This window comes from Burkholderia sp. PAMC 26561, from assembly GCF_001557535.2.
In the GTDB taxonomy this organism is placed as follows: Bacteria; Pseudomonadota; Gammaproteobacteria; order Burkholderiales; family Burkholderiaceae; genus Caballeronia.
The window spans coordinates 205,384-228,321 of record NZ_CP014306.1 but is presented as its reverse complement, the minus strand read 5'-3'; the positions used below and the strand labels follow the sequence as shown (position 1 = coordinate 228,321).

The 22,938-nt window shown below is 61.2% G+C and carries 23 protein-coding genes; 20 read left to right on the top strand and 3 right to left on the bottom strand.

Annotation, left to right across the window (positions count from 1 at the left end):
- Nucleotides 1-25 precede the first annotated feature (25 nt).
- Nucleotides 26-3,388, bottom strand: a complete 3,363-nt coding sequence (locus AXG89_RS01140) for an Rne/Rng family ribonuclease (protein WP_062167261.1) — start codon at nt 3,386-3,388, stop codon at nt 26-28.
- Here AXG89_RS01140 and AXG89_RS41935 point away from each other — a divergent pair.
- The 5 genes from AXG89_RS41935 (at nt 3,388) to AXG89_RS01120 (ending at nt 7,417) form a co-directional block, all read left to right on the top strand.
- The gene (locus tag AXG89_RS41935; RefSeq protein WP_162915989.1) at nt 3,388-3,888 is read left to right on the top strand and encodes a hypothetical protein; all 501 of its coding nucleotides are present in this window, start codon (nt 3,388-3,390) and stop codon (nt 3,886-3,888) included. The two genes, AXG89_RS01140 and AXG89_RS41935, sit on opposite strands and share 1 nt — an antisense overlap.
- A gap of 434 nt (nt 3,889-4,322) precedes the next feature.
- Entirely contained in the window at nt 4,323-5,327 is a 1,005-nt protein-coding gene (locus tag AXG89_RS01135; protein WP_062167259.1) for an RluA family pseudouridine synthase, read from the top strand.
- Complete coding sequence (locus tag AXG89_RS01130; protein ID WP_062167257.1) at nt 5,328-5,987, top strand: HAD-IIIA family hydrolase; 660 nt, start codon at nt 5,328-5,330, stop codon at nt 5,985-5,987.
- Nucleotides 5,984-6,370, top strand: coding sequence for a Rieske (2Fe-2S) protein (locus AXG89_RS01125; protein WP_062167255.1), 387 nt, complete (start codon nt 5,984-5,986; stop codon nt 6,368-6,370). The genes AXG89_RS01130 and AXG89_RS01125 overlap by 4 nt, the downstream gene beginning before the upstream one ends.
- A 45-nt stretch (nt 6,371-6,415) precedes the next feature.
- Nucleotides 6,416-7,417, top strand: a complete 1,002-nt coding sequence (locus AXG89_RS01120) for a S49 family peptidase (RefSeq protein ID WP_062167253.1) — start codon at nt 6,416-6,418, stop codon at nt 7,415-7,417.
- Between the two features lie 65 nt (nt 7,418-7,482).
- On the opposite strand, the gene AXG89_RS01115 is transcribed toward AXG89_RS01120, so the two are convergent.
- A complete protein-coding gene (locus AXG89_RS01115; RefSeq protein ID WP_062167251.1) occupies nt 7,483-8,202 on the bottom strand; it encodes an SAM-dependent methyltransferase in 720 nt (239 codons plus the stop codon).
- Complete coding sequence (locus AXG89_RS01110) at nt 8,199-8,813, bottom strand: Maf-like protein (protein WP_062167249.1); 615 nt, start codon at nt 8,811-8,813, stop codon at nt 8,199-8,201. Before AXG89_RS01110 ends, AXG89_RS01115 begins: the two co-directional genes overlap by 4 nt.
- Before the next feature lie 423 nt (nt 8,814-9,236).
- Here AXG89_RS01110 and AXG89_RS01105 point away from each other — a divergent pair, with 423 nt between their 5' ends.
- From AXG89_RS01105 to lepA, 15 genes are all read left to right on the top strand, one after another.
- On the top strand, nt 9,237-9,890 hold the full coding sequence (locus tag AXG89_RS01105; RefSeq protein WP_061999953.1) for a YceD family protein: 654 nt from the start codon (nt 9,237-9,239) through the stop codon (nt 9,888-9,890).
- 116 nt (nt 9,891-10,006) lie between these two features.
- Entirely contained in the window at nt 10,007-10,186 is a 180-nt protein-coding gene (rpmF, locus tag AXG89_RS01100) for a 50S ribosomal protein L32 (RefSeq protein WP_056354381.1), read from the top strand.
- Between the two features lie 171 nt (nt 10,187-10,357).
- The gene (gene plsX, locus AXG89_RS01095; protein WP_062167247.1) at nt 10,358-11,518 is read left to right on the top strand and encodes a phosphate acyltransferase PlsX; all 1,161 of its coding nucleotides are present in this window, start codon (nt 10,358-10,360) and stop codon (nt 11,516-11,518) included.
- On the top strand, nt 11,518-12,507 hold the full coding sequence (locus tag AXG89_RS01090) for a beta-ketoacyl-ACP synthase III (protein WP_061999952.1): 990 nt from the start codon (nt 11,518-11,520) through the stop codon (nt 12,505-12,507). The genes plsX and AXG89_RS01090 overlap by 1 nt, the downstream gene beginning before the upstream one ends.
- A 61-nt stretch (nt 12,508-12,568) precedes the next feature.
- Nucleotides 12,569-13,501, top strand: a complete 933-nt coding sequence (gene fabD / locus AXG89_RS01085; RefSeq protein ID WP_062167245.1) for an ACP S-malonyltransferase — start codon at nt 12,569-12,571, stop codon at nt 13,499-13,501.
- A gap of 23 nt (nt 13,502-13,524) precedes the next feature.
- On the top strand, nt 13,525-14,265 hold the full coding sequence (gene fabG / locus AXG89_RS01080; RefSeq protein WP_062167243.1) for a 3-oxoacyl-ACP reductase FabG: 741 nt from the start codon (nt 13,525-13,527) through the stop codon (nt 14,263-14,265).
- Nucleotides 14,266-14,499: 234 nt separating this feature from the next.
- The gene (gene acpP / locus AXG89_RS01075; protein ID WP_004197638.1) at nt 14,500-14,739 is read left to right on the top strand and encodes an acyl carrier protein; all 240 of its coding nucleotides are present in this window, start codon (nt 14,500-14,502) and stop codon (nt 14,737-14,739) included.
- A 156-nt stretch (nt 14,740-14,895) separates the two neighbouring features.
- The gene (gene fabF / locus AXG89_RS01070; protein WP_061999949.1) at nt 14,896-16,134 is read left to right on the top strand and encodes a beta-ketoacyl-ACP synthase II; all 1,239 of its coding nucleotides are present in this window, start codon (nt 14,896-14,898) and stop codon (nt 16,132-16,134) included.
- A gap of 55 nt (nt 16,135-16,189) precedes the next feature.
- Nucleotides 16,190-16,651: a hypothetical protein gene (locus AXG89_RS01065; protein WP_162915988.1), complete on the top strand. Its 462-nt coding sequence runs from the start codon at nt 16,190-16,192 to the stop codon at nt 16,649-16,651.
- Between the two features lie 95 nt (nt 16,652-16,746).
- On the top strand, nt 16,747-17,346 hold the full coding sequence (gene rpoE, locus AXG89_RS01060; RefSeq protein ID WP_031363443.1) for an RNA polymerase sigma factor RpoE: 600 nt from the start codon (nt 16,747-16,749) through the stop codon (nt 17,344-17,346).
- Between the two features lie 77 nt (nt 17,347-17,423).
- Nucleotides 17,424-18,056, top strand: coding sequence for a sigma-E factor negative regulatory protein (locus tag AXG89_RS01055; RefSeq protein ID WP_062167239.1), 633 nt, complete (start codon nt 17,424-17,426; stop codon nt 18,054-18,056).
- Nucleotides 18,057-18,059: 3 nt separating this feature from the next.
- Nucleotides 18,060-19,118, top strand: a complete 1,059-nt coding sequence (locus AXG89_RS01050; protein WP_062167237.1) for a MucB/RseB C-terminal domain-containing protein — start codon at nt 18,060-18,062, stop codon at nt 19,116-19,118.
- Nucleotides 19,119-19,137: 19 nt separating this feature from the next.
- Nucleotides 19,138-20,757: a DegQ family serine endoprotease gene (locus tag AXG89_RS01045; protein WP_062167235.1), complete on the top strand. Its 1,620-nt coding sequence runs from the start codon at nt 19,138-19,140 to the stop codon at nt 20,755-20,757.
- A 6-nt stretch (nt 20,758-20,763) separates the two neighbouring features.
- Nucleotides 20,764-21,006: a glutaredoxin family protein gene (locus AXG89_RS01040; RefSeq protein ID WP_062167233.1), complete on the top strand. Its 243-nt coding sequence runs from the start codon at nt 20,764-20,766 to the stop codon at nt 21,004-21,006.
- Nucleotides 21,007-21,145: 139 nt separating this feature from the next.
- Complete coding sequence (gene lepA, locus AXG89_RS01035; RefSeq protein ID WP_062167231.1) at nt 21,146-22,936, top strand: translation elongation factor 4; 1,791 nt, start codon at nt 21,146-21,148, stop codon at nt 22,934-22,936.
- Nucleotides 22,937-22,938 lie beyond the last annotated feature (2 nt).

Genomic DNA, 22,938 nt, shown 5'->3' with positions numbered 1-22,938 from the left:
GCGCTTTTATCGAAACGTCGGACGCTTATGCGTCCTTACCCGTTTCCACTTGCTGCATCGGCGCGGCGTCGAGCGGCGGCAGGCGCTTGCGCTCCCGCACGACGCGTGTCGGCGCTTCGACCTGATCCGCGGCTTCGCGCGCAGCGCGGAGCTTGTCGGCGTCGGTGTTCACCCAGACGAGACCCGCCGTATCCAGCATCGGCTTGAGGGCTTCTTCCTTCAGCGCGACCGGGGCAACCGCGGGCGCCGGAGCAACCGGGGCGGGCGCAGCGGTTTCCACCGCTTCAAAGGCCTTCACCGGCTCGGATACGACCGGTGCAGACGCTTCCGCCACCACGGGCACGGGCGGCGCAATCGCAGATACCATTTCCGATTCCGGCGCAGCCGCAACAGCCGCCGTTTTCAGCGGCTCGGCAGGCTGGGCAAGCGTTTCAGCGGCTTGCGGTGCGGCTTCAGGCGCGGCCTGAGCTACGACCGGTTCCTCTGCCTTCGGGGTATCGATGAAAGGACTCGCCGGCTTTTCTTCCGCTACCTTCGGCGTCGGGCCAAACGGGTTTTCGACGGGCCGCGGTGCTGCCGGCTTCTCGAACACGGTGATCGCCGGCGTTTCAGCATGCGGCGTGTGAACTTCATGCGCCTCGTGCTGCACCACGAACCCTTCGGCTTCGGCGTGCTTCGCTTCGATCGATTCTGCAACTGGCTGCGCGGCAGGGATGGAAACCGGCGCGACCGTTTCGACCGGCACGGCGCGAACCGGCTCCGGCAATTCCGTCACGGCGACCGCGGCAGCGGCAACCGGCTCGACCGTGACAGCCGCCGGGGTTGCTTGAACCGGTGTGGCTGCGGCAGGCGCGAACTCGCGCGTGTCGTCGCCATCGGTATCGAATACGCCGGCTTGAGCGCGTTCCGGATCGGTGCTTTCAGCCGTGCCTTCGCCTTCCGCGATATCCGCAGCCTGATTCACCGTCACGCCTTCTTCTTCACGATCGCGGCGTCCACCACGACGGCCACGACGGCGACGGCGGCGCTCTTCACCTTCACGCGCTGCGCTCGCCTGATCGGCCTGCAATGCGTCGGCGTTGCCGTTTTGCTGGGATTCCTGGCCTGCTTGCGTGTTTTCCGTCAACTCCGACACGACCGTTTCGCCTTGCGTCAATGCTTCGACAGCAGCTTCCGGCTGAGGCTTCTTGCGTTCACCGCGCTCCGGACGATCGCCACGGTCACGACGCTCACCTCGATCGGCGGCTTCCGTACGTTCGCGGTTGTCGCGCGATTCGCGCGGCTCGCGTGGCTCACGCTGTTCGCGCGGCTCGCGGCCTTCGCGTGCCTCACGCGGCTCGCGGCCTTCACGGCCACCACGCGGTTCCCTTGGCTCGCGCGGTTCGCGACCCTCACGGCCTTCACGTGGTTCACGCGGTTCGCGTGCTTCCTTCGGTTCCCGTTCCTCGCGGCGCGGGTTTTGACGGCCGCCCGCCGTACCTGGCGTGGCTGCTGCCGTACCTGCAACAGCCGCTGCGCTGTCACGCGATCCGGTGCCACCCCGGCGATTGCGGTTCCGGTCACCCCCTTGTCCCGACCGTTCCGGCCGATCGCCGCGGGCCGGACGTACCGGCGCGGGCGTGACGACTGGCGCCGGCGCCGGCTTCACTTCCGGCTGCACGCCAAACAGGTTCTTCAACCAGCCGATGAACCCGCCAGTCGATGCCGCCACCGGCGCGGGTGCCGCGACCGGAGCCGCCGCGACCTTCACCGGCGCGCTAGGCGCGGGAGAAGCTGGCGTGATGCCCTTGACCATCGCTTCCTGCTTGGGCTTCACTTCCTCGGTGCGCTTGCTGTAACCCGTTTCGGATTCCAGTTCGTGCGCGGCTTCCTCGGCCATCTTCCACGATGCACGCGGCTCGTCCAGACGTGTATCGTCGTGACGCAGGCGTTCCAGCTTGTAGTGCGGCGTTTCGAGATGCTTGTTCGGGATCAACACGACGTTGACCTTGAAACGCGACTCGATCTTGTTGATTTCCGAACGCTTTTCGTTCAGCAGGAAAGCGGTGACTTCCACCGGCACCTGGCAATGAATTGCCGCGGTGTTTTCCTTCATTGCTTCTTCCTGAATGATCCGCAGCACTTGCAGCGCGGACGATTCGGTGTCACGGATATGGCCCGTGCCGTTACAACGCGGGCAGGTCACGTGGCTGCCTTCGGACAACGCCGGACGCAGGCGCTGACGCGACAGTTCCATCAAACCGAAGCGGGAAATCTTGCCCATTTGTACGCGCGCACGATCGTGCTTCAACGCGTCTTTCAGGCGCTGCTCGACTTCGCGCTGGCTCTTGGCCGACTCCATATCGATAAAGTCGATCACGATCAAGCCGCCCAGATCGCGCAGGCGCAACTGGCGCGCGACTTCGTCGGCAGCTTCGAGGTTCGTGCGTGTCGCCGTTTCCTCGATGTCCGCGCCCTTGGTCGAGCGAGCCGAGTTCACGTCGATGGCAACCAGCGCTTCCGTGTGGTCGATCACGATCGCGCCGCCCGAAGGCAACGGCACCGTGCGCGAATACGCGGTCTCGATCTGGTGTTCGATCTGGAAACGGGAGAAGAGGGGTACGTCGTCGTGATAGCGTTTAACTTTGCTCAAGTTATCCGGCATCACGATGTCCATGAAGGCGCTGGCCTGGTCATGGATCTCGGTGGTATCGATCAGGATTTCGCCGATATCCGGCTGGAAGTAATCGCGGATCGCGCGGATCACGAGGCTGGATTCGAGATAAATCAGCATCGGTTTGCCGGCTACGCCGCTTTGCGACGCCGCTTCCACCGCGCGCCACAATTGCATCAGGTAGTTCAGGTCCCACTGCAGTTCTTCAGCCGAGCGGCCGATCCCTGCCGTACGCGCGATGATGCTCATGCCTTCCGGCAAGTCGAGCTGGGCCATCGTTTCGCGCAATTCCTGGCGTTCGTCGCCCTCGATCCGGCGCGATACACCACCGCCACGCGGGTTGTTCGGCATCAGGACAAGGTAACGTCCGGCGAGCGAAATGAACGTGGTCAGGGCCGCGCCCTTGTTGCCGCGCTCTTCCTTCTCGACCTGGACGATCAGTTCCTGGCCTTCGCGCAGCGCGTCCTGGATGCGCGCGGAGCGCATGTCCACGCCGTCCTTGAAGTACTGGCGGGCAACTTCCTTGAACGGCAGGAAACCATGGCGGTCTTCGCCGTAGTTCACAAAACAGGCTTCGAGCGACGGCTCGATGCGGGTGACGACTCCCTTGTAGATGTTGCCTTTGCGCTGTTCGCGCCCGGCGGTTTCAATGTCGATGTCGATGAGTTTTTGCCCATCGACGATAGCGACGCGCAATTCTTCTTGCTGCGTCGCGTTAAACAGCATGCGTTTCATTGGACGGCTCCAGAGCGGCTCTGCCGGCCCCCGTCGAGCGAATTCGCGCGTTTGTCAGTCGCGTGAAGCAGGAGGGCGGGCGCGCCGCGCTTATGTGTTTGTTGTCACAAAGCACGCTGGAGCGGGAGTTCTGGCTCGGAGAATTGCCTGGAGCGGGCTTTGCCACCAATGTGCGACGAGATGCGTCGCGACAGGCAGAAAGCCCTGGGCACATGCGAACAGGTTTGACACGCCGTGATTCGACGGCTGTCGGCTTAAGCGGCACAGCACTGCGGCTCGACGTCCTTCAAACGAATCGAGGAGCCGGCAGCGCAGCCAGCAGCAGCCGGATGCATCCTGCAGCAGTCTTTTCCCAGCCGGCGTTTTCTGCGCAACAAAATGTACAAGCAGCGCAATCCAGCAAAACCGCCAGGCTTTCTTCAAAACTGCGGCAGACTGCCGTTGTGGCTTCTCAGGCGCTCGAAGCGCCCGATAACCGCGTTGGGTGTCTCACCTTATGACAATGTCCGCCACGCTTCGCCCGTTTCAGCGCAGCTTGCAGCAGACCCTTGTTTTCTTCGCTACGGCAAAGAGCCGATGTTCCGTTCACCCAATACCTGGTACCCGCCCAATATCGTCTCGATACCTGCCTGATACCCGGGGTCGAATCCGGAAATAAGCCGAATAAAAATCGGCCTTCATCAACTCACGCCGATAAAATTCTTGATCGCCAAAAATCCGTTACCGTGTCGGCGATCGACTCGACCGAACGCGCCTGTGGGCACCGTCCCTGCCGCGCGATATCGCCGTGCGTGCAACTCGTTACTCCGTTTTCCGGGTGAGCAACTGGCCCTGGGCGCAAGTAAAATAACGGTTATCCGCTTGCACCTGTACAGTCTGAGACATCCGGCCAGCTTAGTGGCTTTTTCCAGACTGTCCGCAAATTATATTCAGAATGAATGAGTTAGGCAAAACATCCCATAAAAAGGTCGCAAGCGAACAGGTCTCGATGATCGAGATCGACGAAAATGCGGCGGGTCAGCGCATCGATAATTTTCTACTTCGCGTCTGCAAAGGCGTGCCGAAAAGTCACATTTACCGGATTTTGCGTAGCGGTGAAGTTCGTGTGAACAAAGGGCGCATCGACGCGGCATATCGGCTGGAAATGGGCGACCTGGTGCGCGTGCCGCCTATCCGGACCGCTCAAATGGACGAGACACCCGTTTCTTCCAATGCGCCCGCGGCCGAATTCCCCATACTGTTTGAAGACGATCATCTGATCGTCATCGACAAACCCGCCGGTGTCGCTGTTCACGGTGGCAGCGGCGTAGCCTTCGGTGTGATCGAACAATTGCGCAACGCGCGTCCGCAGGCAAAGTTCCTTGAGCTGGTGCATCGGCTGGATCGCGAGACGTCCGGCGTGCTGATGCTCGCGAAGAAGCGCTCGGCGCTCGTGAACCTGCACGAACAGATGCGCGAAAACAAGATCGACAAACGCTATCAGGCCGTCGGTCACGGCGACTGGCTGGCGGGCTGGGGACGTCGAAGGATCGTGAAAGAATCCTTGCACAAATATCTGACGCCCGAGGGCGAGCGCCGCGTGCGGGTTCAGGACGACGGACTGGCATCGCACACGGTTTTCAACCTGATCGAACGTTTTGACGAATACGCGTGGGTCGAGGCCGAACTGAAAACCGGCCGCACGCACCAGATCCGGGTGCACATGGCGCACATCGGCTTGCCGATCGCCGGCGACGCCAAATACGGCGACTTTGCGCTGAACAAGAATCTCGTCCGCCCGAACGCCGATCCGTCGCTCAAACGCATGTTCCTGCACGCTTTCCGGCTGAAACTCGTGCATCCGTCGACGGGCGAGACATTGCAGGTCGAGGCGCCGCTGCCGGCCGAATGCAAACGGTTTATCGAACAACTCAAACAATCTTCCAGAGAGACACAGTAAATGGCGCGTCAGCAATTCGACCTGATTGTCTTCGACTGGGACGGCACCCTGATGGACTCCACGGCGCACATCACGCGCAGCATCCAGGCCGCATGCCGCGACCTGGGCCTGCCCGTTCCCGCCGATGAAGCCGCCAGCTACGTGATCGGTCTCGGCCTGCGCGACGCGTTGCAGATCGCGGCGCCCACGCTCGATCCCGTCGATTATCCGAAGCTGGCTGAGCGGTATCGCTTTCATTACCTGATCAAGGGCGAGCAGACCGAGCTCTTCGCGGGCGTGCGGCAGATGCTGCAAAACCTGCGCGATGAAGGCTATCTGCTGGCGGTCGCCACGGGCAAAAGCCGTGTGGGATTGAACCGGGCGCTCGACCAGTCGCGCCTGACGAGCCTTTTCGATGGCACCCGCTGCGCCGATGAAACCTTCTCCAAGCCCCATCCCGCGATGCTGCACGAGCTGACCCGTGAACTCGGCCAGGACGTGAACCGCACGGTGATGATCGGCGACACCACGCACGACCTGCAGATGGCGAAGAACGCGGGTGCGGCATCGGTCGGCGTGACGTATGGCGCGCATCCGGCCAAGTCGCTGCATGCGCTCGAGCCCCTGTTCGTGGCCGAAAACGTGACCGCGCTCGGCGACTGGCTGCGGGAAAACGCATGACCGGAGCGGCGGCCGAAGCTGTGCGCGTGTGTGCATCGGACGAACTGGTCGATGGCGGCGACGGCGTTCGTCGCAACGCGGTTGGTAAAAGCGGCGAAGCGACTGTGTTTTTCGTCCGCTACGACGGCAAGCCCTTCGGCTACCTCAACCAGTGCGCGCACGTGCCCATGGAGCTGGACTGGTCCGAAGGCAAGTTCTTCGAGAGCTCCGGCTTATACTTGATGTGCGCCACCCACGGCGCGATCTATGAGCCGGATACGGGGAAGTGCGTCGGCGGCCCGTGCCGCGGCGCGCGTTTGCGGAAGGTCGAAACCGAGGAGCGCGACACGCCGGACGGCCGCGCCGTTTTCTGGCTTCCCGACCCCGATCTGCGTCCCGCTTGAACCCAAACTCCCGATTCAATCTTTAATCTGTCAACCAGGCGACGCATGTCCGATCACATTCGCACCGAACCTTCCGACCCGGCGCGTCCCGCGTCTACCGTCGTGCCAAAAGGCGAAAACTGGGAGCGCGCCGCGCTCGAACGCATCGCGCTCGCGGCCATTAGCGAACAGCGCTCGGCGCGCCGCTGGCGCATCTTTTTCCGTTTCGTTTTCCTTGCCATCCTGGCCGTCGCAGTCTGGCGTTTATTCGATTTCACCGGCGACAAGGTATCGAAAACAGCGCGTCACACGGCGCTCGTGGAGCTGGAGGGCGAAATTTCCGCCAACAGTGACGCCAGCGCGGACAACGTGAATGCCGCGCTCGATAGCGCGTTCGAAGACGACGCCACTGCGGCCGTGATCCTTCGCTGCAATAGCCCGGGCGGCAGTCCGGTGCAGGCGGGCATCATCAATCGTGAGATCACGCGCTTGCGCACGAAATATCCGTCCAAGCCGCTATATGTGGTCGTGAACGACATGTGCGCATCGGGCGGTTATTACGCCGCCGCCGCGGCGGACAAGATTTTCGTCGATAAAGCGAGCATCGTCGGTTCGATCGGCGTGCTGATGGACGGTTTCGGCTTTACGGGCCTGATGAGCAAGCTTGGCGTTGAGCGCCGCTTGCATACATCGGGTGCGAACAAGGGCGCATTCGATCCGTTCTCGCCGGAAACGCCGGGAATGGATGCCCACGCGCAGGAAATGCTGGACCAGATCCACGCGCAATTTATCGATGCCGTCAAAAAAGGCCGCGGCGCGCGCCTGAAAGACAATCCCGATCTGTTCTCGGGCATGTTCTGGACGGGGCAGAAGAGCGTCGAGCTCGGTCTCGCCGATGGTTTCGGCGACGCGGATTACGTCGCACGTGAAATCGTGAAACAGCCGGATCTTGTTGATTACACGCAAAAAGAGAGCATTGGCGAGCGCGTTGCACGTAAGTTTGGCGCGGCGGTCGGAAATGCGTCGATGAGCGCGTTGATGATGGGCGGCAAGATGCAGTTGAAGTAGTTTTCGGCGCAGAAGGAAAAACCGCTCGCCCTGAACATTCAGGCGAGCGGTTTTTTTCATGCTTTTTACGCGCCCAGCAGCAGGAAAATCGCCGGCCGTTTGTGCAACTCTGGCGCGGCTTTCTTTTTCCACTCGGAAACCGTGCGCGTGATGATGGTTTCCTCCGGCATCGTCAGGTCGACTGCGACGCAAACCAGCGTCGAAGGCGCGCACATCGCGAGCAACGTATCCAGCAATGCCCGGTTCCGGTACGGCGTCTCGATAAATATCTGCGTCTGGTTCGCCTTTCTCGACAAAACTTCGAGTTCGCGCAGGCGTTTGCCGCGCTCGGCGGCATCGACAGGAAGATAGCCATTGAACGCGAAACTCTGGCCGTTCATGCCCGATGCCATCAATGCGAGCAAAATCGAACTCGGTCCTACGAAGGGCACGACTTTCACGCCGCGTTCGTGCGCGCGGCGCACGAGCAGGGCGCCTGGATCGGCGACCGCCGGGCAACCGGCTTCGGAAACCAGCCCCGCGTCGGTGCCGGCGAGTATGGGCTTGAGCAATTTGTCGACTTCGCCTGGTGGCGTGTTGACGTTCAGTTCGCGAATCTCGATTTCCTGGATCGGGCGCTCAGTGCCGACTTTTTTCAGGAAGGCGCGCGTGGTTTTCGCGTTTTCGCCAATGTAATACTGCAACACCGCCGCCCGCGCCCGCACGGGTTCAGGCAGGACGTCGGCCAAGGCGGCGCTGTCGCCGTCGCCGAGGGTATTGGGAATCAGATACAGAACACCGCTCATGCTGCCCCCGCATAAGGAAATCCGGCGGCGCGCAGCATCTTCGACAACGTAATCAACGGCAAACCGATGAGCGCGGTGGGATCGTCGGAATGAATGGCATCGACGAGCGTGATGCCCAATCCCTCCGCTTTCGCGCTTCCCGCCACGTCATAAGGCGTTTCGGCCAGGAGATACGCTTCGATTTCCTCGTCCGGCAGGTCGCGAAAAAGCACGCGGGTGACGATATCGGCGGATTGGACGTGGCCTGTGCGGCTGTCGAAGAGGCAGAGCGCGCTGTGGAAATCGACGTTCTTGCCGCGCATCGACCGGAGTTGCGCGCGGGCGTTTTCGTGCGTGCCGGGCTTGCCGATCTGCTGGCCGTCGCAGGTCGCGACCTGGTCCGAGCCGATCACGAGCGCGCCGCATGCATGCGTCACGCGCGCCGCAGCGGCCTGCGCTTTTGCCACCGAAAGCCGCAGGGCCGTGGCTTCGGGCGTTTCTCCCTGCAGCGGCGTTTCGTCGATATCGGGCGAAATCACATCGAACGGAATGCGCAGGCGTTCGAGCAATTCCCGGCGGTAGCGCGAACTCGACGCAAGGACGAGGCGCGGCTTGTTTGAGACATCGGGCATGAAAAAGTCGGCTATAAACAAGAAAGTGATGGATTCGAGCGGCCGGGCCGCAACCCGAAGGATAAGTGTTTGACTCGAAAAGACAAAGCCGCTATAGTTTTGGGCTTTTCATCGGTATGCGAAGGTGTTTCCGCGCACTCTGATGAACACGCATCAAAGAAAGCAATGAAGCATGCAATAAACTCGTGCAGCAAACTCGTGCAACAAGCGCGGTGACCGGAAGTGTACCGAGATGTGTCGTGGTTTTGAGGGCCGGAAGCGGACTAAAAGCGTAGGTCGTCCGCCGCGCCCGGCCCGGCAACTCGGGATAAACCACACCAGCCGGACGGGATCAGTGCGGTGCATACTGCAGCTTCCATCCCTGCCGTGCTACCCGGACTTCGTTGGGCCCGGTCGCGGTACTGACCATTTGCAGGAGCGCACATGACACAAAATCCTGGCAAACCTGCATGTCCCGCGGACTTGCGCGCGCTTGACCTGTTCGACTTTGCGCAAAGCCGCCGGCAGGCAGCAGGCGGCGTACGGGTTTCGCAGTTGCCGCGTCTGCTTAATGAAGTACCGGCGGACGCGCCCGATCGCGACACGGTGTTTTCATGGCAGGCCGAAGGCTCCATGCAGCCGGAATTGCAGGACGACGGCACGGAAGCGCCGCAGCCCTATTTGCGGCTCGCCGTGCACGGTTCGGTCTGGATCGAATGTCAGCGGTGCTTGTCGCCGTACTCGCAGCATCTCGATGTCGACGCAACGTATCGCATAGTGTTGACGGAAGAGGAGGCGGACGAATTTCCGCTGGACAACGATGAAGTCGAGGTGATCGTAGGCTCGCGCCAGTTCGATCTCATCGACTTGATCGAGGATGAATTGTTGTTGTCCTTGCCGCTCGTGCCCAAGCACGACGTGTGTCCCGAAGTGCATGAGAGCCTGAATACAGGTCTCTACAGCGCCGAGGGCGAGCTGGACGAAGGTGGTCTGAATGGCGAAGCAGAACCGCAGCAGGATGGCGGCTCTGGAAGACCCAATCCGTTCGCCGCGCTCGGCAAGCTCAAGCAGGGCGGTTCCGGCAACGACACGCATTGAAGAGTATCGGTATCCGTCAATTGGCGCGATGCGTCCGGATCGACTCACTGGCCTCAGGTCAGGGGCGCCGGTGTGTCGAGCTGTGTTAGAATTCGCAAAATTTTTCTGGAGTCATCATGGCAGTTCAGCAAAACAAGAAATCGCCGTCCAAGCGCGGCATGCATCGTTCGCACGACTTCCTCACGGCGCCGGCGCTGGCTGTCGAGCCGGGCACGGGTGAAGTCCATCTGCGTCACCACGTGAGCCCGAATGGCTACTATCGTGGCAAGAAAGTCATCAAGACGAAGAACGACTAAGCGTACGGCGCGTAGTGCGTCCGCGACGCTCGGTGCGTCTCGCGTCGCCGTCTTGACTCATGGTCTGACACATGAATTGAGCTACGGTCGCTCGCGTTTGACATCTTCCTGGTGCAACAAGAAGGCGGCATTTCACTGCCGCTTTTTTGTGCCTGAAATTCGTCGCACTCCATGACCGTAAAGATCACCATCGACTGCATGGGAGGCGATTACGGCCCGTCCGTGACCGTTCCCGCCGCTGTCAGTTTCGTGCGTTCGCATCCCGATGCGCATCTGCTGCTCGTCGGCATCGAGTCGGCTATCCGTGCGCAGTTGAAGAAATGCAAGGCCGTCGACGAAACCCGGTTGACGGTCGTCCCCGCCACGGAAGTGGTCGAGATGGACGATCCGGTGGAAGTCGCCCTGCGCCGGAAAAAAGATTCGTCGATGCGCGTGGCGCTCAATCTCGTCAAGGAGGGGCAGGCACAAACCTGCATCTCGGCGGGCAACACCGGCGCATTGATGGCCGTGTCCCGCTATGTGCTGAAGACGCTGCCCGGCATCGAACGGCCGGCTATCGCGTTTGCCATGCCGAGCCAGAAAGGCTTCACCACCGTGCTCGACCTCGGCGCGAACGTGGATTGCGAGCCGCAGCACCTGTTGCAATTCGCCGAGATGGGGCACGCGCTCGTTGCTGCCATCGGTAACAAGGAGCGGCCGACCATCGGGCTTCTCAACATCGGCGAAGAAGTCATCAAGGGCAACGAAACCATCAAACGCGCCGGCGAACTGCTGCGCGCGAGCACGCTCAACTTCTACGGCAACGTGGAAGGCAACGACATCTATAAAGGCACGACGGACGTCGTCGTCTGCGACGGGTTTGTCGGCAATGTAGCGCTGAAGACATCGGAAGGTCTTGCGCAAATGCTCACCGACATGATCCGCGAGGAATTCAGCCGGTCGCTTGCGACCAAGCTGATGGCGCTCGTCGCACTGCCTGTTCTCAAGCGCTTCAAACGGCGCGTCGATCCTGCTCAATACAACGGCGCCGCGCTCCTCGGATTGCGCGGACTCGTCATTAAAAGCCACGGTTCCGCAGAAGCCTACGGGTTTGAGTGGGCTATCAAACGCGGGTATGATGCGGTCAAAAATGGCGTGCTGGAACGACTGGTGCGCGCCATGGAAGATAATGCTGCTCCTGTGCAACAAGTGGCGCTGGGCACTTCCGCTGACGCATCCGGCGCCGTGATCGCGGACCCGGCCGCATCGGCCGCCCCGGGCGAGGACACGACCGTCCCAGGCCCGCTCGTGCAGCCGGGCGCACCGGGCGCCGCGCTACCCTCGAAGGCATAATGGCTCAATCGAATCTCTATTCCCGTGTGATCGGAACGGGCAGCTACCTGCCGGCCGATCGTGTCACGAATCAGGATCTGGCCGACCGGCTGGCCAAACAGGGTGTTGAAACGAGCGACGAATGGATCGTTGCCCGCACTGGCATCCATGCCCGTCATTTTGCCGCGGCCGACGAGACAACCAGCGAACTCGCACTGCACGCATCGCGCAACGCGATTGAAGCGGCGGGTATCGATCCTGAGTCGATCGACCTGATCATCGTGGCGACCTCCACCCCCGATTTCGTTTTCCCCAGCACGGCTTGCCTGCTGCAGAACAAGCTCGGCATCAAGAATGGCGGCGCCGCGTTCGATATCCAGGCCGTCTGCTCCGGGTTTGCGTACGCCGTCGCCACGGCGGACAGCTTTATCCGTGGCGGCATGAATCGCACGGCGCTGGTAGTCGGCGCTGAAACCTTCTCGCGCATCCTCGACTTCAACGACCGCACCACATGTGTGCTGTTTGGCGACGGCGCGGGGGCGGTCATCCTGCAGGCATCGGACGAACCGGGTGTGCTTTCGAGCGCGCTTCACGCCGACGGCAGCCATTCGAGCATTCTCTGCACACCGGGCAATGTGAACAAGGGCGTGATCGAAGGCAGCGCGTTCCTCCACATGGACGGCCAGGCGGTCTTCAAGCTTGCTGTGAAAGTGCTCGAGAAAGTAGCCGTCGAGGCGCTGGAGAAGGCGCAACTGACGGCCGGCGACATCGACTGGCTCATTCCCCATCAAGCCAACATCCGCATCATGGAAAGCACGGCGAAGAAGTTGCATGTGCCGCTCGAGCGCATGGTCGTGACCGTTGGCGAACATGGCAATACGTCGGCGGCATCGATTCCGCTCGCGTTCGACGTCGCCGTGCGCGACGGCCGCATCAAGCGCGGCCAGCATGTGCTGATAGAAGGCGTCGGCGGCGGCTTCACGTGGGGCGCGTCGGTCATCCGATACTGAACGTAGCCAGCGTTGCCAGCCGTATCAGCCATTCCGACCCATTCAATCGAGTAAGGACGTCATGAAATTCGCGTTCGTTTTTCCGGGACAAGGCTCCCAGTCGGTCGGCATGCTCAACGCATTTGCCGATCACGCCGTGGTGCGCGAAACCGTGCAGCAGGCATCCGATGCACTCGGCCAGGATCTCGGCAAACTGATTGCCGAAGGTCCGGCAGAAGACCTGGGCCTCACGACCAACACGCAGCCCGTGATGTTGACCGCGGCCTATGCGATTTATCGTGTGTGGGAGAAGGAAACGGGTATGAAACCGGCGCTGGTGGCTGGACACAGTCTTGGCGAATATACGGCGCTAGTTGCCGCCGGCGCCCTGAAATTCTCCGATGCCGTGCCGCTCGTGCGTTTTCGCGCGCAGGCCATGCAAAGCGCGGTGCCTGTGGGCGAAGGCGGCATGGCCGCGATCCTCGGTCTCGACGATGACGCCGTGCGCGCCGTCTGCGTGGAAGCTTCGGCGGCAGGGATCGTGGAAGCGGTCAATTTCAATGCACCGTCGCAAGTGGTGATCGCGGGCGCGAAAGCCGGTGTCGACAGGGCCTGCGAACTGGCAAAAGCAAAGGGCGCGAAGCGCGCGTTGCCGCTGCCGGTTTCGGCGCCGTTCCACTCGTCGCTGCTGAAGCCCGCGTCGGATCAGTTGCGCGAATATCTGGCGGGCGTCGAGATTGGCGTGCCGCACATTCCGCTGATTAATAACATCGATGTCGCCATTGTTTCCGAGCCTGCCTCCATTAAGGACGCGCTCGTGCGCCAGGCTGCGGGTCCCGTGCGCTGGGTCGAGAGCGTGCAAAAGATTGCACATGAAGGCGTCACGCACGTGATCGAATGCGGCCCGGGCAAGGTGCTGAATGGCTTGACGAAGCGTATTGACGGCACGCTGGTCGGCGCATCCATCTTCGATCCCGCTTCGCTCGACGAAGCGCGCAAGCTGCTCGCCGGCTGAACACGACAAGGAACGGATAAAACATGATTCTGGACAAGCAGATTGTGGTTGTAACGGGCGCATCGCGCGGGATCGGCCGTTCGATCGCGCTCGAACTCGCGCGTCAGGGCGCGACGGTGATTGGCACGGCGACGAGCGAAAGCGGCGCCGATGCAATCTCGGCAGCGCTGAAAGAAGCCGGCGTGCAGGGCCGCGGCGCGGTGCTCAACGTGACTGACGCTGCGGCGAGCGAGGCGTTCATCGATGGCGTGGTGAAGGAATTCGGCGGCCTGAATGTGCTGGTGAACAACGCCGGGATCACGAAAGATCAACTGGCGATGCGCATGAAAGACGAAGAGTTCGATGCCGTTATCGACACGAACCTGCGCGCCGTTTTCCGCCTGTCGCGCGCGGTCCTGCGCCCGATGATGAAAGCGCGCGGCGGACGAATCATCAACATCACGTCGGTGGTGGCGTCGTCGGGCAATCCGGGTCAGGCGAATTACGCCGCCGCGAAGGCCGGCGTGGCAGGCATGACGCGCGCGTTGGCGCGCGAAATCGGCAGCCGCGGGATCACGGTGAACTGCATTGCGCCGGGTTTCATCGATACCGACATGACCAAGGTCTTGCCCGAAGCGCAGCGCACGGCACTCACAGCACAGATACCACTTGGCCGACTGGGCAGCCCCGAGGATATCGCTCATGCTGTGGCTTTCCTGGCCTCCCCGCACGCAGGCTACATTACGGGAACGACGCTGCATGTGAACGGCGGCATGTACATGTGACAGGCATTTGGTTAATATCCGCGCCTTGGCGGGTGCGCAAAATGCTAATTGAAAGCACGCTGCGCGGGACGCGAAATGCGCTGTGATTAGTAGGTGTCGTCGAAAGTGTGTGACGTGTTTCAGAAGCCCGTCACGCGTGAAGCAAACCTGATTCGTGCGTGGGTTATTACGGGTGCAAACCTGATAAAATGCGCGCACTTGTGTTTTTGAACTACATTTCCCTCGGAGGGCTGCATGGACAATATCGAACAGCGCGTGAAGAAGATCGTCGCCGAACAACTGGGCGTCGCCGAAGCCGAAATCAAGAACGAAGCTTCGTTCGTCAACGATCTGGGCGCTGACTCGCTCGACACCGTCGAACTCGTGATGGCTCTCGAAGACGAATTCGGCATGGAAATTCCGGACGAAGAAGCAGAAAAGATCACGACGGTTCAGCAAGCGATCGATTACGCTCGCGCGAACGTCAAGGCTTAAGCGCCACGCGCAGCCGCTGCTACGATATTCGGGGTTGACGCTCTGTTGCGCTTCGAACCGCGCTTCGAACCGATTTAACAGCCACAGGGCTCACAGGACATTTCCTGTGAATCTTGTGGCTTTTTGCTTTTTGTCATCTATGGATAAGGGGTCACCGTGAGCCGTCGTCGTGTTGTTGTTACAGGCCTTGGGCTGATATCGCCTGTCGGCAATACCGTTGCCGACGGCTGGGCCAATCTGGTCGCCGGCAAGTCAGGCATTGGCGAGATCACGAAGTTCGACGCAACGAACTTCTCCACGCGCTTTGCCGGTGAAGTCAAAGGCTTCAATGTCGAAGACTACATGCCGGCCAAGGAAGCGCGCCACATGGATACCTTTATCCATTACGGCATTGCAGCCGGGGTTCAGGCCATGCAGGACAGCGGGCTTGAGATCACCGATGAAAACTCTGAGCGCGTAGGTGTTGTGGTGGGCTCGGGAATCGGCGGCTTGCCAATGATCGAAGCCACGCAAACAGAGTTGCTGAACCGCGGCCCGCGCCGCGTTTCGCCGTTTTTCGTGCCGGCTTCGATCATCAACATGATCTCCGGGCATCTTTCCATCCGTTTTGGTTTGAAAGGGCCGAATCTCGCGATCGTGACCGCCTGTACCACGGGGTTGCACTGTATCGGGGAAGGCTCGCGCCTGATCGAGTACGGCGACGCCGACGTGATGATCTGCGGCGGCTCCGAGGCGACCGTTTCGCCGCTGGGTATCGGCGGCTTTGCGGCGGCGCGTGCGCTGTCGCAGCGCAACGACGATCCGGCAACGGCAAGCCGTCCGTGGGACAAGGATCGCGACGGTTTTGTCCTGGGTGAGGGCGCAGGCGTGATGGTGCTCGAAGAGTACGAGCACGCGAAGGCCCGTGGCGCGAAGATCTACGCAGAAGTCAGCGGCTACGGCATGAGCGGTGACGCGTATCACATGACCGCTCCGCCGGAAGATGGCGACGGCGCGCGCCGCAGCATGCGCAATGCGCTGAAAAACGCCCAGATCAACCCCGACGAAGTGCATTACCTGAATGCGCACGGCACCTCCACGCCGCTCGGCGATCTGGCGGAAACCGTCGGCATCAAGAACATGTTCGGCGATCACGCCAAGAAAATCGTCGTGAACTCCACCAAGTCGATGACCGGGCACCTGCTCGGCGGCGCCGGCGGTCTGGAGTCGGTGTTCACGGTGCTGGCGCTGCATCACCAGGTGTCGCCGCCGACCATCAACATCTTCAATCAGGACCCGCAGTGCGACCTGGACTACTGCGCGAACGAAGCGCGGGAAATGAAGATCGACGTGGCACTGAAAAATTCGTTCGGCTTCGGCGGCACGAACGGTACGCTCGTTTTCAAGCGTCACTGAAGCTTGCTGAGCACGCCGCCCAGTGGTTGCGAATGTGCGTAAGTCGGAGCGTGTATTGCAGCGGGAAGCATCGGTGGATGGTATCGCCGGTTTTTCCCGCCGTCAGAAAATCATCCGGTCGCGCTTGTTATGGGCTGCCACGCTGGCGTTCATGGCGGTCGCGGCCGGCGCCGTATTCGAGTCGGTTGCGGCGTACAGCGGATTATTCGATGCCTGCGTCGCGGCGCTCGTAGTCACGGTCGGGCTTGGCGGCATTGCGTTCAGGCGCGAACGTCGCCGGCCAGTGGCATTCGAGATCGGTCAGGATGGGTTGACGACCTGGGACCGTGAGGGCCGTTCGCAATATCGGCAAATATCGGGTTGCGCCCAGTGGAGCGATCGCCTGCTTGCACTGATCCTGGTTTCTGCCGAGGGGCGTTCCGAGCCCTTGCTCGTTCCTGCGGACGCGCTCGCCAGTGCCGGCGTGTTTCGTGAACTGGCTGTTCGCGCCCGGCGCTGCGCCCAGGAACACCTGTAACGCTTGTAACCGCCCATCAGCATCCGGCGCGTCCCGGCGGCGTAACGCTACAATAGCCCTCCGCGTAGCACCCCCAAAGTTAACGGATTTCCCAGGTGAGCGAAAAAGAAATCGATCAGGTACTGGTCGAACGCGTGCAGAAGGGCGATAAGGCAGCGTTCGAGCTTCTGGTCGCCAAATATCAGCGCAAGATTATCCGGCTCATTTCGCGGCTCGTCCGCGACCCCGCCGAAGTAGAGGACGTCGCGCAAGACGCCTTTATCAAGGCTTATCGCGCGTTGCCGCAATTTCGCGGAGAATCGGCGTTTTACACGTGGCTTTACCGGATTGCGGTGAACACGGCAAAGAACTATCTTGCCACTCAAAGCCGGCGTGCTCCAACTTCTACCGAAGCTGATGCAGAAGAAGCGGAAACTTTCTCCGACGCAGACCAACTAAGGGATATCAACACGCCCGAGTCGATGTTGATGAGCAAGCAGATCGCACAGACGGTCAATGCTGCGATGGCGGTTTTACCGGAAGAACTGCGCACCGCCATAACTCTTCGTGAAATTGAAGGTCTGAGCTACGAAGAAATCGCCGAGATGATGAATTGCCCTATCGGGACCGTCAGATCGAGAATTTTTCGTGCTCGCGAAGCCATTGCGGCAAAATTGCGTCCATTGCTGGACACTCCCGAAGGCAAACGCTGGTAGCAGCGAGGCTGCGCGGGGCAGGGACGCGGTATCTGGGTCAGGTAGTGTCACTAGGGGCAGTCAAGATGGGGAGCATCATGGGGTCGGTTTCGGTGCAATCGCAAGCTGGTACGCGAGGCGAGCGTCTTTCCGCTTTTGTCGATGGGGAATCCTTCGACGATTCGGGGGATTTGAGCCAATTTCTTTCCGGATTTACGCAAAAAGACCGCGCGGCGTGGTCGGACTATCACCTGATCGGCGACGCACTGCGTTCCGACGATCTCGCGGCCAGTCCCGCAGCCAACAGTGCGTTCATGAACGCATTTTCAGCGCGTTTTGAAGCCGAAGCGCATGTATTTGCGCCTGCGGCCATTCCGGCGGCATCGGCTGAACGTGCGCGTTCAGGCATGTTCCGCCGTCGCGTAGTTCCGGCTTTCGCTGTCGCGGCCGCTGCGGCAACGCTCACGTGGATCGTCGTGCCGCAGTTGCAGGGCGTCGACAACCACAGCGGCGTGCAAATGGCGAGCGTATCGTCGTCGGATCATGTGCAACGCGTCGCGATGGCCTCGGTGCCGGCTGCCACGCTGCGTTCGCCGGTTGTCGAAGCGAACATCATCCGTGATGCAAGTCTCGACCAGTATCTGGAAGCGCATCAGCAATTCTCGCAACAGCCCGTCATGCCGGGCTCGACGCCTTTGATCCGCACTGCGGCTACGAGCCAGGGTCAATAACTGATGCAACTTGTGCGGTTGAAGAAAACGACTCTTTGGGGCCGGCTGCCGGTTTTGTTGTTCTGTGCAGCCGCGTTGGTATCCGCAGCATCGGGCGCTTACGCGCAGGGCGGCTTACCGCAGGGCGGTGTTTCTGCCGCCTCGCGCAAGTCCGCTGCGGACCTGCTCAACCGGATTCACGAAGCCGCACAGCAGCAGAACTACGAAGGCACCTTCGTCTATCAGCGTGGGACAACGGTGCAGTCGTCGCGAATTACACACTCGGCAGCGCGCAGCGACGGCGAGTACGAGTCGCTGGAAAGTCTCGATGGCAAGCCCCGCAAGATGCTCCGCCACGACGACGACATGTACACGTTCGTGCCCGAACGTCATCTGCTGGTCGTCGAAAAACGTCAGAACAAGGATTCGTTCCCGGCGCTGCTTGCTACCGGCGGCGAACAGGTCTTGTCCGTCTATGAGCCGAAGATGCTCGGCGCGGATCGTGTCGCGGGTATCGACTCCCAGGTCATCGAGCTCGATCCGAAAGACGCCTGGCGCTTTGCCTACAAGCTTTGGTCCGATACGAAGACCGGTCTCTTGCTGCGTGCCCAGACGCTCGGCCCCGACGGCCAGGTGCTCGAGCAGCTTTCATTTTCGCAAGTGACAATAGGCGGCACAGTCGATCGTGCGGCAATTGCGAGCGGGATCAAGAACATCAACGGATGGACGGTCGTGCGGCCGCCGGTTCAGCCGGTCGACATGCAGGCGCAAGGCTGGAAAATCGCGCCTAATGTCCCCGGTTTCCGTGAGATCCGCGAGTTGCGCCGGCCTATGGCGTCGCGTGAGGAGGGCCAAGCGCCCATTCCCGTCGATCAAGCCGTTTTCTCCGACGGCCTCGCGGCAATCTCGGTTTTTGTCGAGCCGGTGGAAAAGAATTCCCGTAAGGAAGGCGCCGGCAATAGTGGCGCGACACACGTACTAGTCAAGCGGCAAGGGGATTTCTGGATTACCTTGTTAGGTGAAGTGCCCCAGGCCACGTTGCAGCAATTTGCTTCTGCCATAGAATACAAGCCTTCCAAGTAATTCCTCGGCCCACCAAGATATGAGCAACCTCTCGCTGCGCACCTTCCTCACGGCCGCGGCGCTTGCTGCATGCCTGCCGCTTGCGACCTCCGCGGCAACGGCTGCATCGGGCGCCTCGGCGCCGGCAGTCGCGCCGGTTGCATCGACTGGCGCAGTGCCAATCGTGAATCTGCCTGACTTCACCACGCTCGTGGACAGGGTGGGGCCGTCAGTGGTGAATATCCGCACGACCACGCGCGTGAGCAGCAGCAGCGACCTTCGCGGCTTGCCACCGGGCATGGATAACGGGGACATGTCGGAGTTCTTCCGGCGTTTCTTCGGCATCCCGATGCCCGGAACACCCGGTTCGCAAGGTTCACCTCACGGCGGGAACGGCGGTGGTGGCGGTGGCGGTGGCGATCAGGGTGGTGACAGCGGCGGCGGCAGTGGCCGCGGAAACCGCAGCGCGCCGCAAGACAGCCCCGACAGCCAGGACAATTCCGAGCAGAGCAGCGGTGTAGGCTCGGGCTTCATCATGTCGGCCGATGGTTACGTGATGACCAACGCTCACGTGGTCGATGACGCTGACACCATCTACGTCACGCTCACCGACAAACGCGAGTTCAAGGCGAGGCTGGTTGGCGTCGACGAACGCACGGACGTCGCAGTGGTCAAGATCCAGGCAACGAGCTTGCCGGCCATCACCATGGGCGACTCGAACAAGGTGCGCGTGGGCGAATGGGTGCTCGCAATCGGTTCGCCTTTCGGTCTCGACAACACGGTGACCGCGGGTATCGTCAGCGCCAAGGGGCGCGATACTGGCGACTACCTGCCGTTCATCCAGACGGACGTCGCGGTGAATCCGGGCAATTCGGGCGGACCGCTGATCAACATGGCTGGTGAAGTCATTGGCATCAATTCGCAGATCTACAGCCGCACCGGCGGTTTCATGGGGATTTCGTTCGCAATTCCTATCGACGAAGCCATGCGCGTCGCCGATCAACTGAAGACGGGCGGCAAGGTGGTGCGTGGCCGTATCGCGGTGGCGATTGGCGAAGTGACCAAGGAAGTGGCCGATTCGCTCGGATTGCCGAAAGCGCAAGGGGCGCTGGTGAGCAGCGTGGAACCGGGCGGTCCCGCCGATAAAGCCGGCATCCAGCCGGGCGACATCATCCTGAAATACAACGGCCACGACGTCTCCACGGCGACCGATCTGCCGCGTATGGTTGGAGACACGAAGCCTGGCACGAAGGCGACCATCACCGTCTGGCGCAAGGGTCAGTCGCGTGACCTGCCGATCACCATCGCGGAAATGCAGCCGGACAAGGTCACCAAGGCCGAACCCAAGAAGCCGACCCCGCCGAAGGAGCGTTCGCCGAGCAACGCGCTGGGTATCGCGGTGAGCGACATCCCGGCCGACCAGAAGAAGTCGCTGAAAATCCCCAATGGCGTGCAGGTGGAAGCGGTCGAAGGGCCGGCATCGCGTGCAGGGTTCCAGAAGGGCGACATCATCCTGCGTATCGGCGACACGGATATCACGAGCGCCAAGCAGTTCGATGCCGTCGCGCAGAACGTCGATCCGAGCAAGATGGTCGCGGTTCTCGTGCGCCGTGGCGACAACACGCAATTCGTGCCGCTGCGTCCGCGGTCGCAGAAGTAGGCTGCAATGCCCGCGCTCAAGCTCTACGGGCGCGCTTGGTGCCATCTCTGCGAGGATTTGCGCGCCGGACTCGAGCCGATCGCGGCGGAGTTCGGCGTGCCGGTCGAATGGATCGATATCGATACCGATCCAGCGCTCGAAGCGCTGTATGACGAACTCGTGCCCGTTTTGCTGTTCGATGGCGTCCAGTTGTGCCACTACCGGCTGGACGAATCCCGCGTGAGACAGGCGCTCGCCAGAATCGCCTGAGCGGGGCTGCAAACGCCCGCGTGTGAACGTAAATTCCCGTCCCCCCTCCTTTTCGGCTAAAATCGAAAGGTTTTTTACCCCATTTTCAAGGCGTGCTCCGCGTTTGTCTGGGCGCGCCTTTTTGCTTGATCGGCACTGAATGAATCATATTCGTAACTTCTCGATCATTGCGCACATCGACCACGGCAAATCGACGCTGGCCGACCGCATCATCCAGCTTTGCGGCGGCTTGTCCGACCGCGAAATGGACGCGCAGGTGCTCGATTCCATGGATCTCGAGCGTGAGCGCGGCATCACGATCAAGGCGCAAACCGCGGCCCTGAGCTACAAGGCGCGCGACGGTCAGGTCTACAACCTGAATCTCATCGACACCCCCGGACACGTCGACTTTTCTTATGAAGTCAGCCGTTCGCTTTCCGCGTGCGAAGGCGCGCTGCTGGTCGTGGACGCGAGCCAGGGCGTGGAAGCGCAGACGGTCGCCAACTGCTACATGGCGATCGAACTCGGCGTGGAAGTCGTGCCGGTGCTGAACAAGATCGACTTGCCGGCCGCCGACCCCGAGAACGCGATTGCGGAAATCGAAGACGTGATCGGTATCGATGCAACCGATGCGACGCATTGCAGCGCCAAGACGGGCCTGGGCGTCACCGACGTACTCGAAGCGCTGATCGCGAAGGTGCCGCCGCCGAAGGGCGATCCGGACGCGCCGCTGCAGGCGCTGATCATCGACTCGTGGTTCGATAACTACGTGGGCGTGGTCATGCTCGTGCGCATCAAGAACGGCACGCTGCGCCCGAAAGACAAGGTCAAGATGATGGCGTCCGGCGCGGTGTATCCGGTCGAGCACCTCGGCGTGTTCGCGCCGAAGGCCACGAACCTGGCGTCGCTGTCGGCGGGGCAGGTGGGCTTCATTATCGCGGGCATCAAGGAGCTGCAGGCTGCGAAGGTCGGCGATACGGTCACCACCGTCGCCCGTCCGGCCGAAACGCCGTTGCCCGGCTTCAAGGAAGTGAAGCCGCAAGTGTTCGCCGGTTTGTATCCGGTCGAAGCGAATCAGTACGACGCATTGCGTGAATCGCTGGAAAAGCTGAAGCTCAACGACGCGTCGCTGCAATACGAGCCGGAAGTGTCGCAGGCGCTCGGTTTTGGTTTCCGATGCGGCTTTCTCGGTCTTCTGCACATGGAGATCGTGCAGGAACGCCTTGAGCGCGAGTTCGACATGGACCTCATCACCACGGCGCCGACCGTGGTGTACGAAGTCGTGAAGCGCGACGGCGAACTGATCCAGGTCGAGAATCCGGCCAAGATGCCGGAGCCTTCGTACATTGAAGAAGTGCGCGAGCCGATCGTGACCGTGAACCTGTACATGCCGCAGGAGTATGTGGGCGCGGTGATCACGCTGTGCACGGGCAAGCGCGGCCAGCAGATCAACATGCAGTATCACGGCCGTCAGGTCCAGCTCACGTACGAAATCCCCATGGCGGAAATCGTGCTCGATTTCTTCGATCGGCTGAAGTCCACGTCGCGCGGTTATGCGTCCATGGACTACGAGTTCAAGGAATATCGTGCGTCTGACGTGGTGAAGGTCGACATGCTGATCAACGGCGATAAAGTCGATGCGCTGTCAGTCATCACGCACCGGTCGCAGAGCCAGCATCGCGGGCGCGAAGTGGCGTCGAAGATGCGCGAACTGATTCCGCGGCAGATGTACGACGTGGCGATCCAGGCGACTATCGGCGCGAACATCATTGCGCGCGAGAACATTAAAGCATTGCGTAAGAACGTTCTGGCAAAGTGCTACGGCGGCGATATCTCCCGAAAGAAAAAGCTCCTGGAAAAGCAGAAGGCCGGCAAGAAGCGCATGAAGCAGGTCGGTTCGGTCGAGATTCCGCAAGAAGCTTTCCTCGCGATTCTTCGCGTCGAAGATTAATA

Bases quoted from the DNA above. Each gene is read 5' to 3' on its own strand.
- AXG89_RS01055 (WP_062167239.1), top strand. From the start codon at position 17,424: ATGGGGTCGGTTTCGGTGCAATCGCAAGCTGGTACGCGAGGCGAGCGT.
- AXG89_RS01115 (WP_062167251.1), bottom strand. From the start codon at position 8,202: ATGAGCGGTGTTCTGTATCTGATTCCCAATACCCTCGGCGACGGCGAC.
- AXG89_RS01050 (WP_062167237.1), top strand. From the start codon at position 18,060: ATGCAACTTGTGCGGTTGAAGAAAACGACTCTTTGGGGCCGGCTGCCG.
- AXG89_RS01140 (WP_062167261.1), bottom strand. From the start codon at position 3,388: ATGAAACGCATGCTGTTTAACGCGACGCAGCAAGAAGAATTGCGCGTC.
- AXG89_RS01045 (WP_062167235.1), top strand. From the start codon at position 19,138: ATGAGCAACCTCTCGCTGCGCACCTTCCTCACGGCCGCGGCGCTTGCT.
- AXG89_RS01125 (WP_062167255.1), top strand. From the start codon at position 5,984: ATGACCGGAGCGGCGGCCGAAGCTGTGCGCGTGTGTGCATCGGACGAA.
- AXG89_RS01090 (WP_061999952.1), top strand. From the start codon at position 11,518: ATGGCTCAATCGAATCTCTATTCCCGTGTGATCGGAACGGGCAGCTAC.
- fabD (WP_062167245.1), top strand. From the start codon at position 12,569: ATGAAATTCGCGTTCGTTTTTCCGGGACAAGGCTCCCAGTCGGTCGGC.
- rpmF (WP_056354381.1), top strand. From the start codon at position 10,007: ATGGCAGTTCAGCAAAACAAGAAATCGCCGTCCAAGCGCGGCATGCAT.
- lepA (WP_062167231.1), top strand. From the start codon at position 21,146: ATGAATCATATTCGTAACTTCTCGATCATTGCGCACATCGACCACGGC.
- AXG89_RS01110 (WP_062167249.1), bottom strand. From the start codon at position 8,813: ATGCCCGATGTCTCAAACAAGCCGCGCCTCGTCCTTGCGTCGAGTTCG.
- AXG89_RS01105 (WP_061999953.1), top strand. From the start codon at position 9,237: ATGACACAAAATCCTGGCAAACCTGCATGTCCCGCGGACTTGCGCGCG.
- AXG89_RS01135 (WP_062167259.1), top strand. From the start codon at position 4,323: ATGAATGAGTTAGGCAAAACATCCCATAAAAAGGTCGCAAGCGAACAG.
- plsX (WP_062167247.1), top strand. From the start codon at position 10,358: ATGACCGTAAAGATCACCATCGACTGCATGGGAGGCGATTACGGCCCG.
- AXG89_RS01040 (WP_062167233.1), top strand. From the start codon at position 20,764: ATGCCCGCGCTCAAGCTCTACGGGCGCGCTTGGTGCCATCTCTGCGAG.
- fabG (WP_062167243.1), top strand. From the start codon at position 13,525: ATGATTCTGGACAAGCAGATTGTGGTTGTAACGGGCGCATCGCGCGGG.
- acpP (WP_004197638.1), top strand. From the start codon at position 14,500: ATGGACAATATCGAACAGCGCGTGAAGAAGATCGTCGCCGAACAACTG.
- AXG89_RS01120 (WP_062167253.1), top strand. From the start codon at position 6,416: ATGTCCGATCACATTCGCACCGAACCTTCCGACCCGGCGCGTCCCGCG.
- AXG89_RS01130 (WP_062167257.1), top strand. From the start codon at position 5,328: ATGGCGCGTCAGCAATTCGACCTGATTGTCTTCGACTGGGACGGCACC.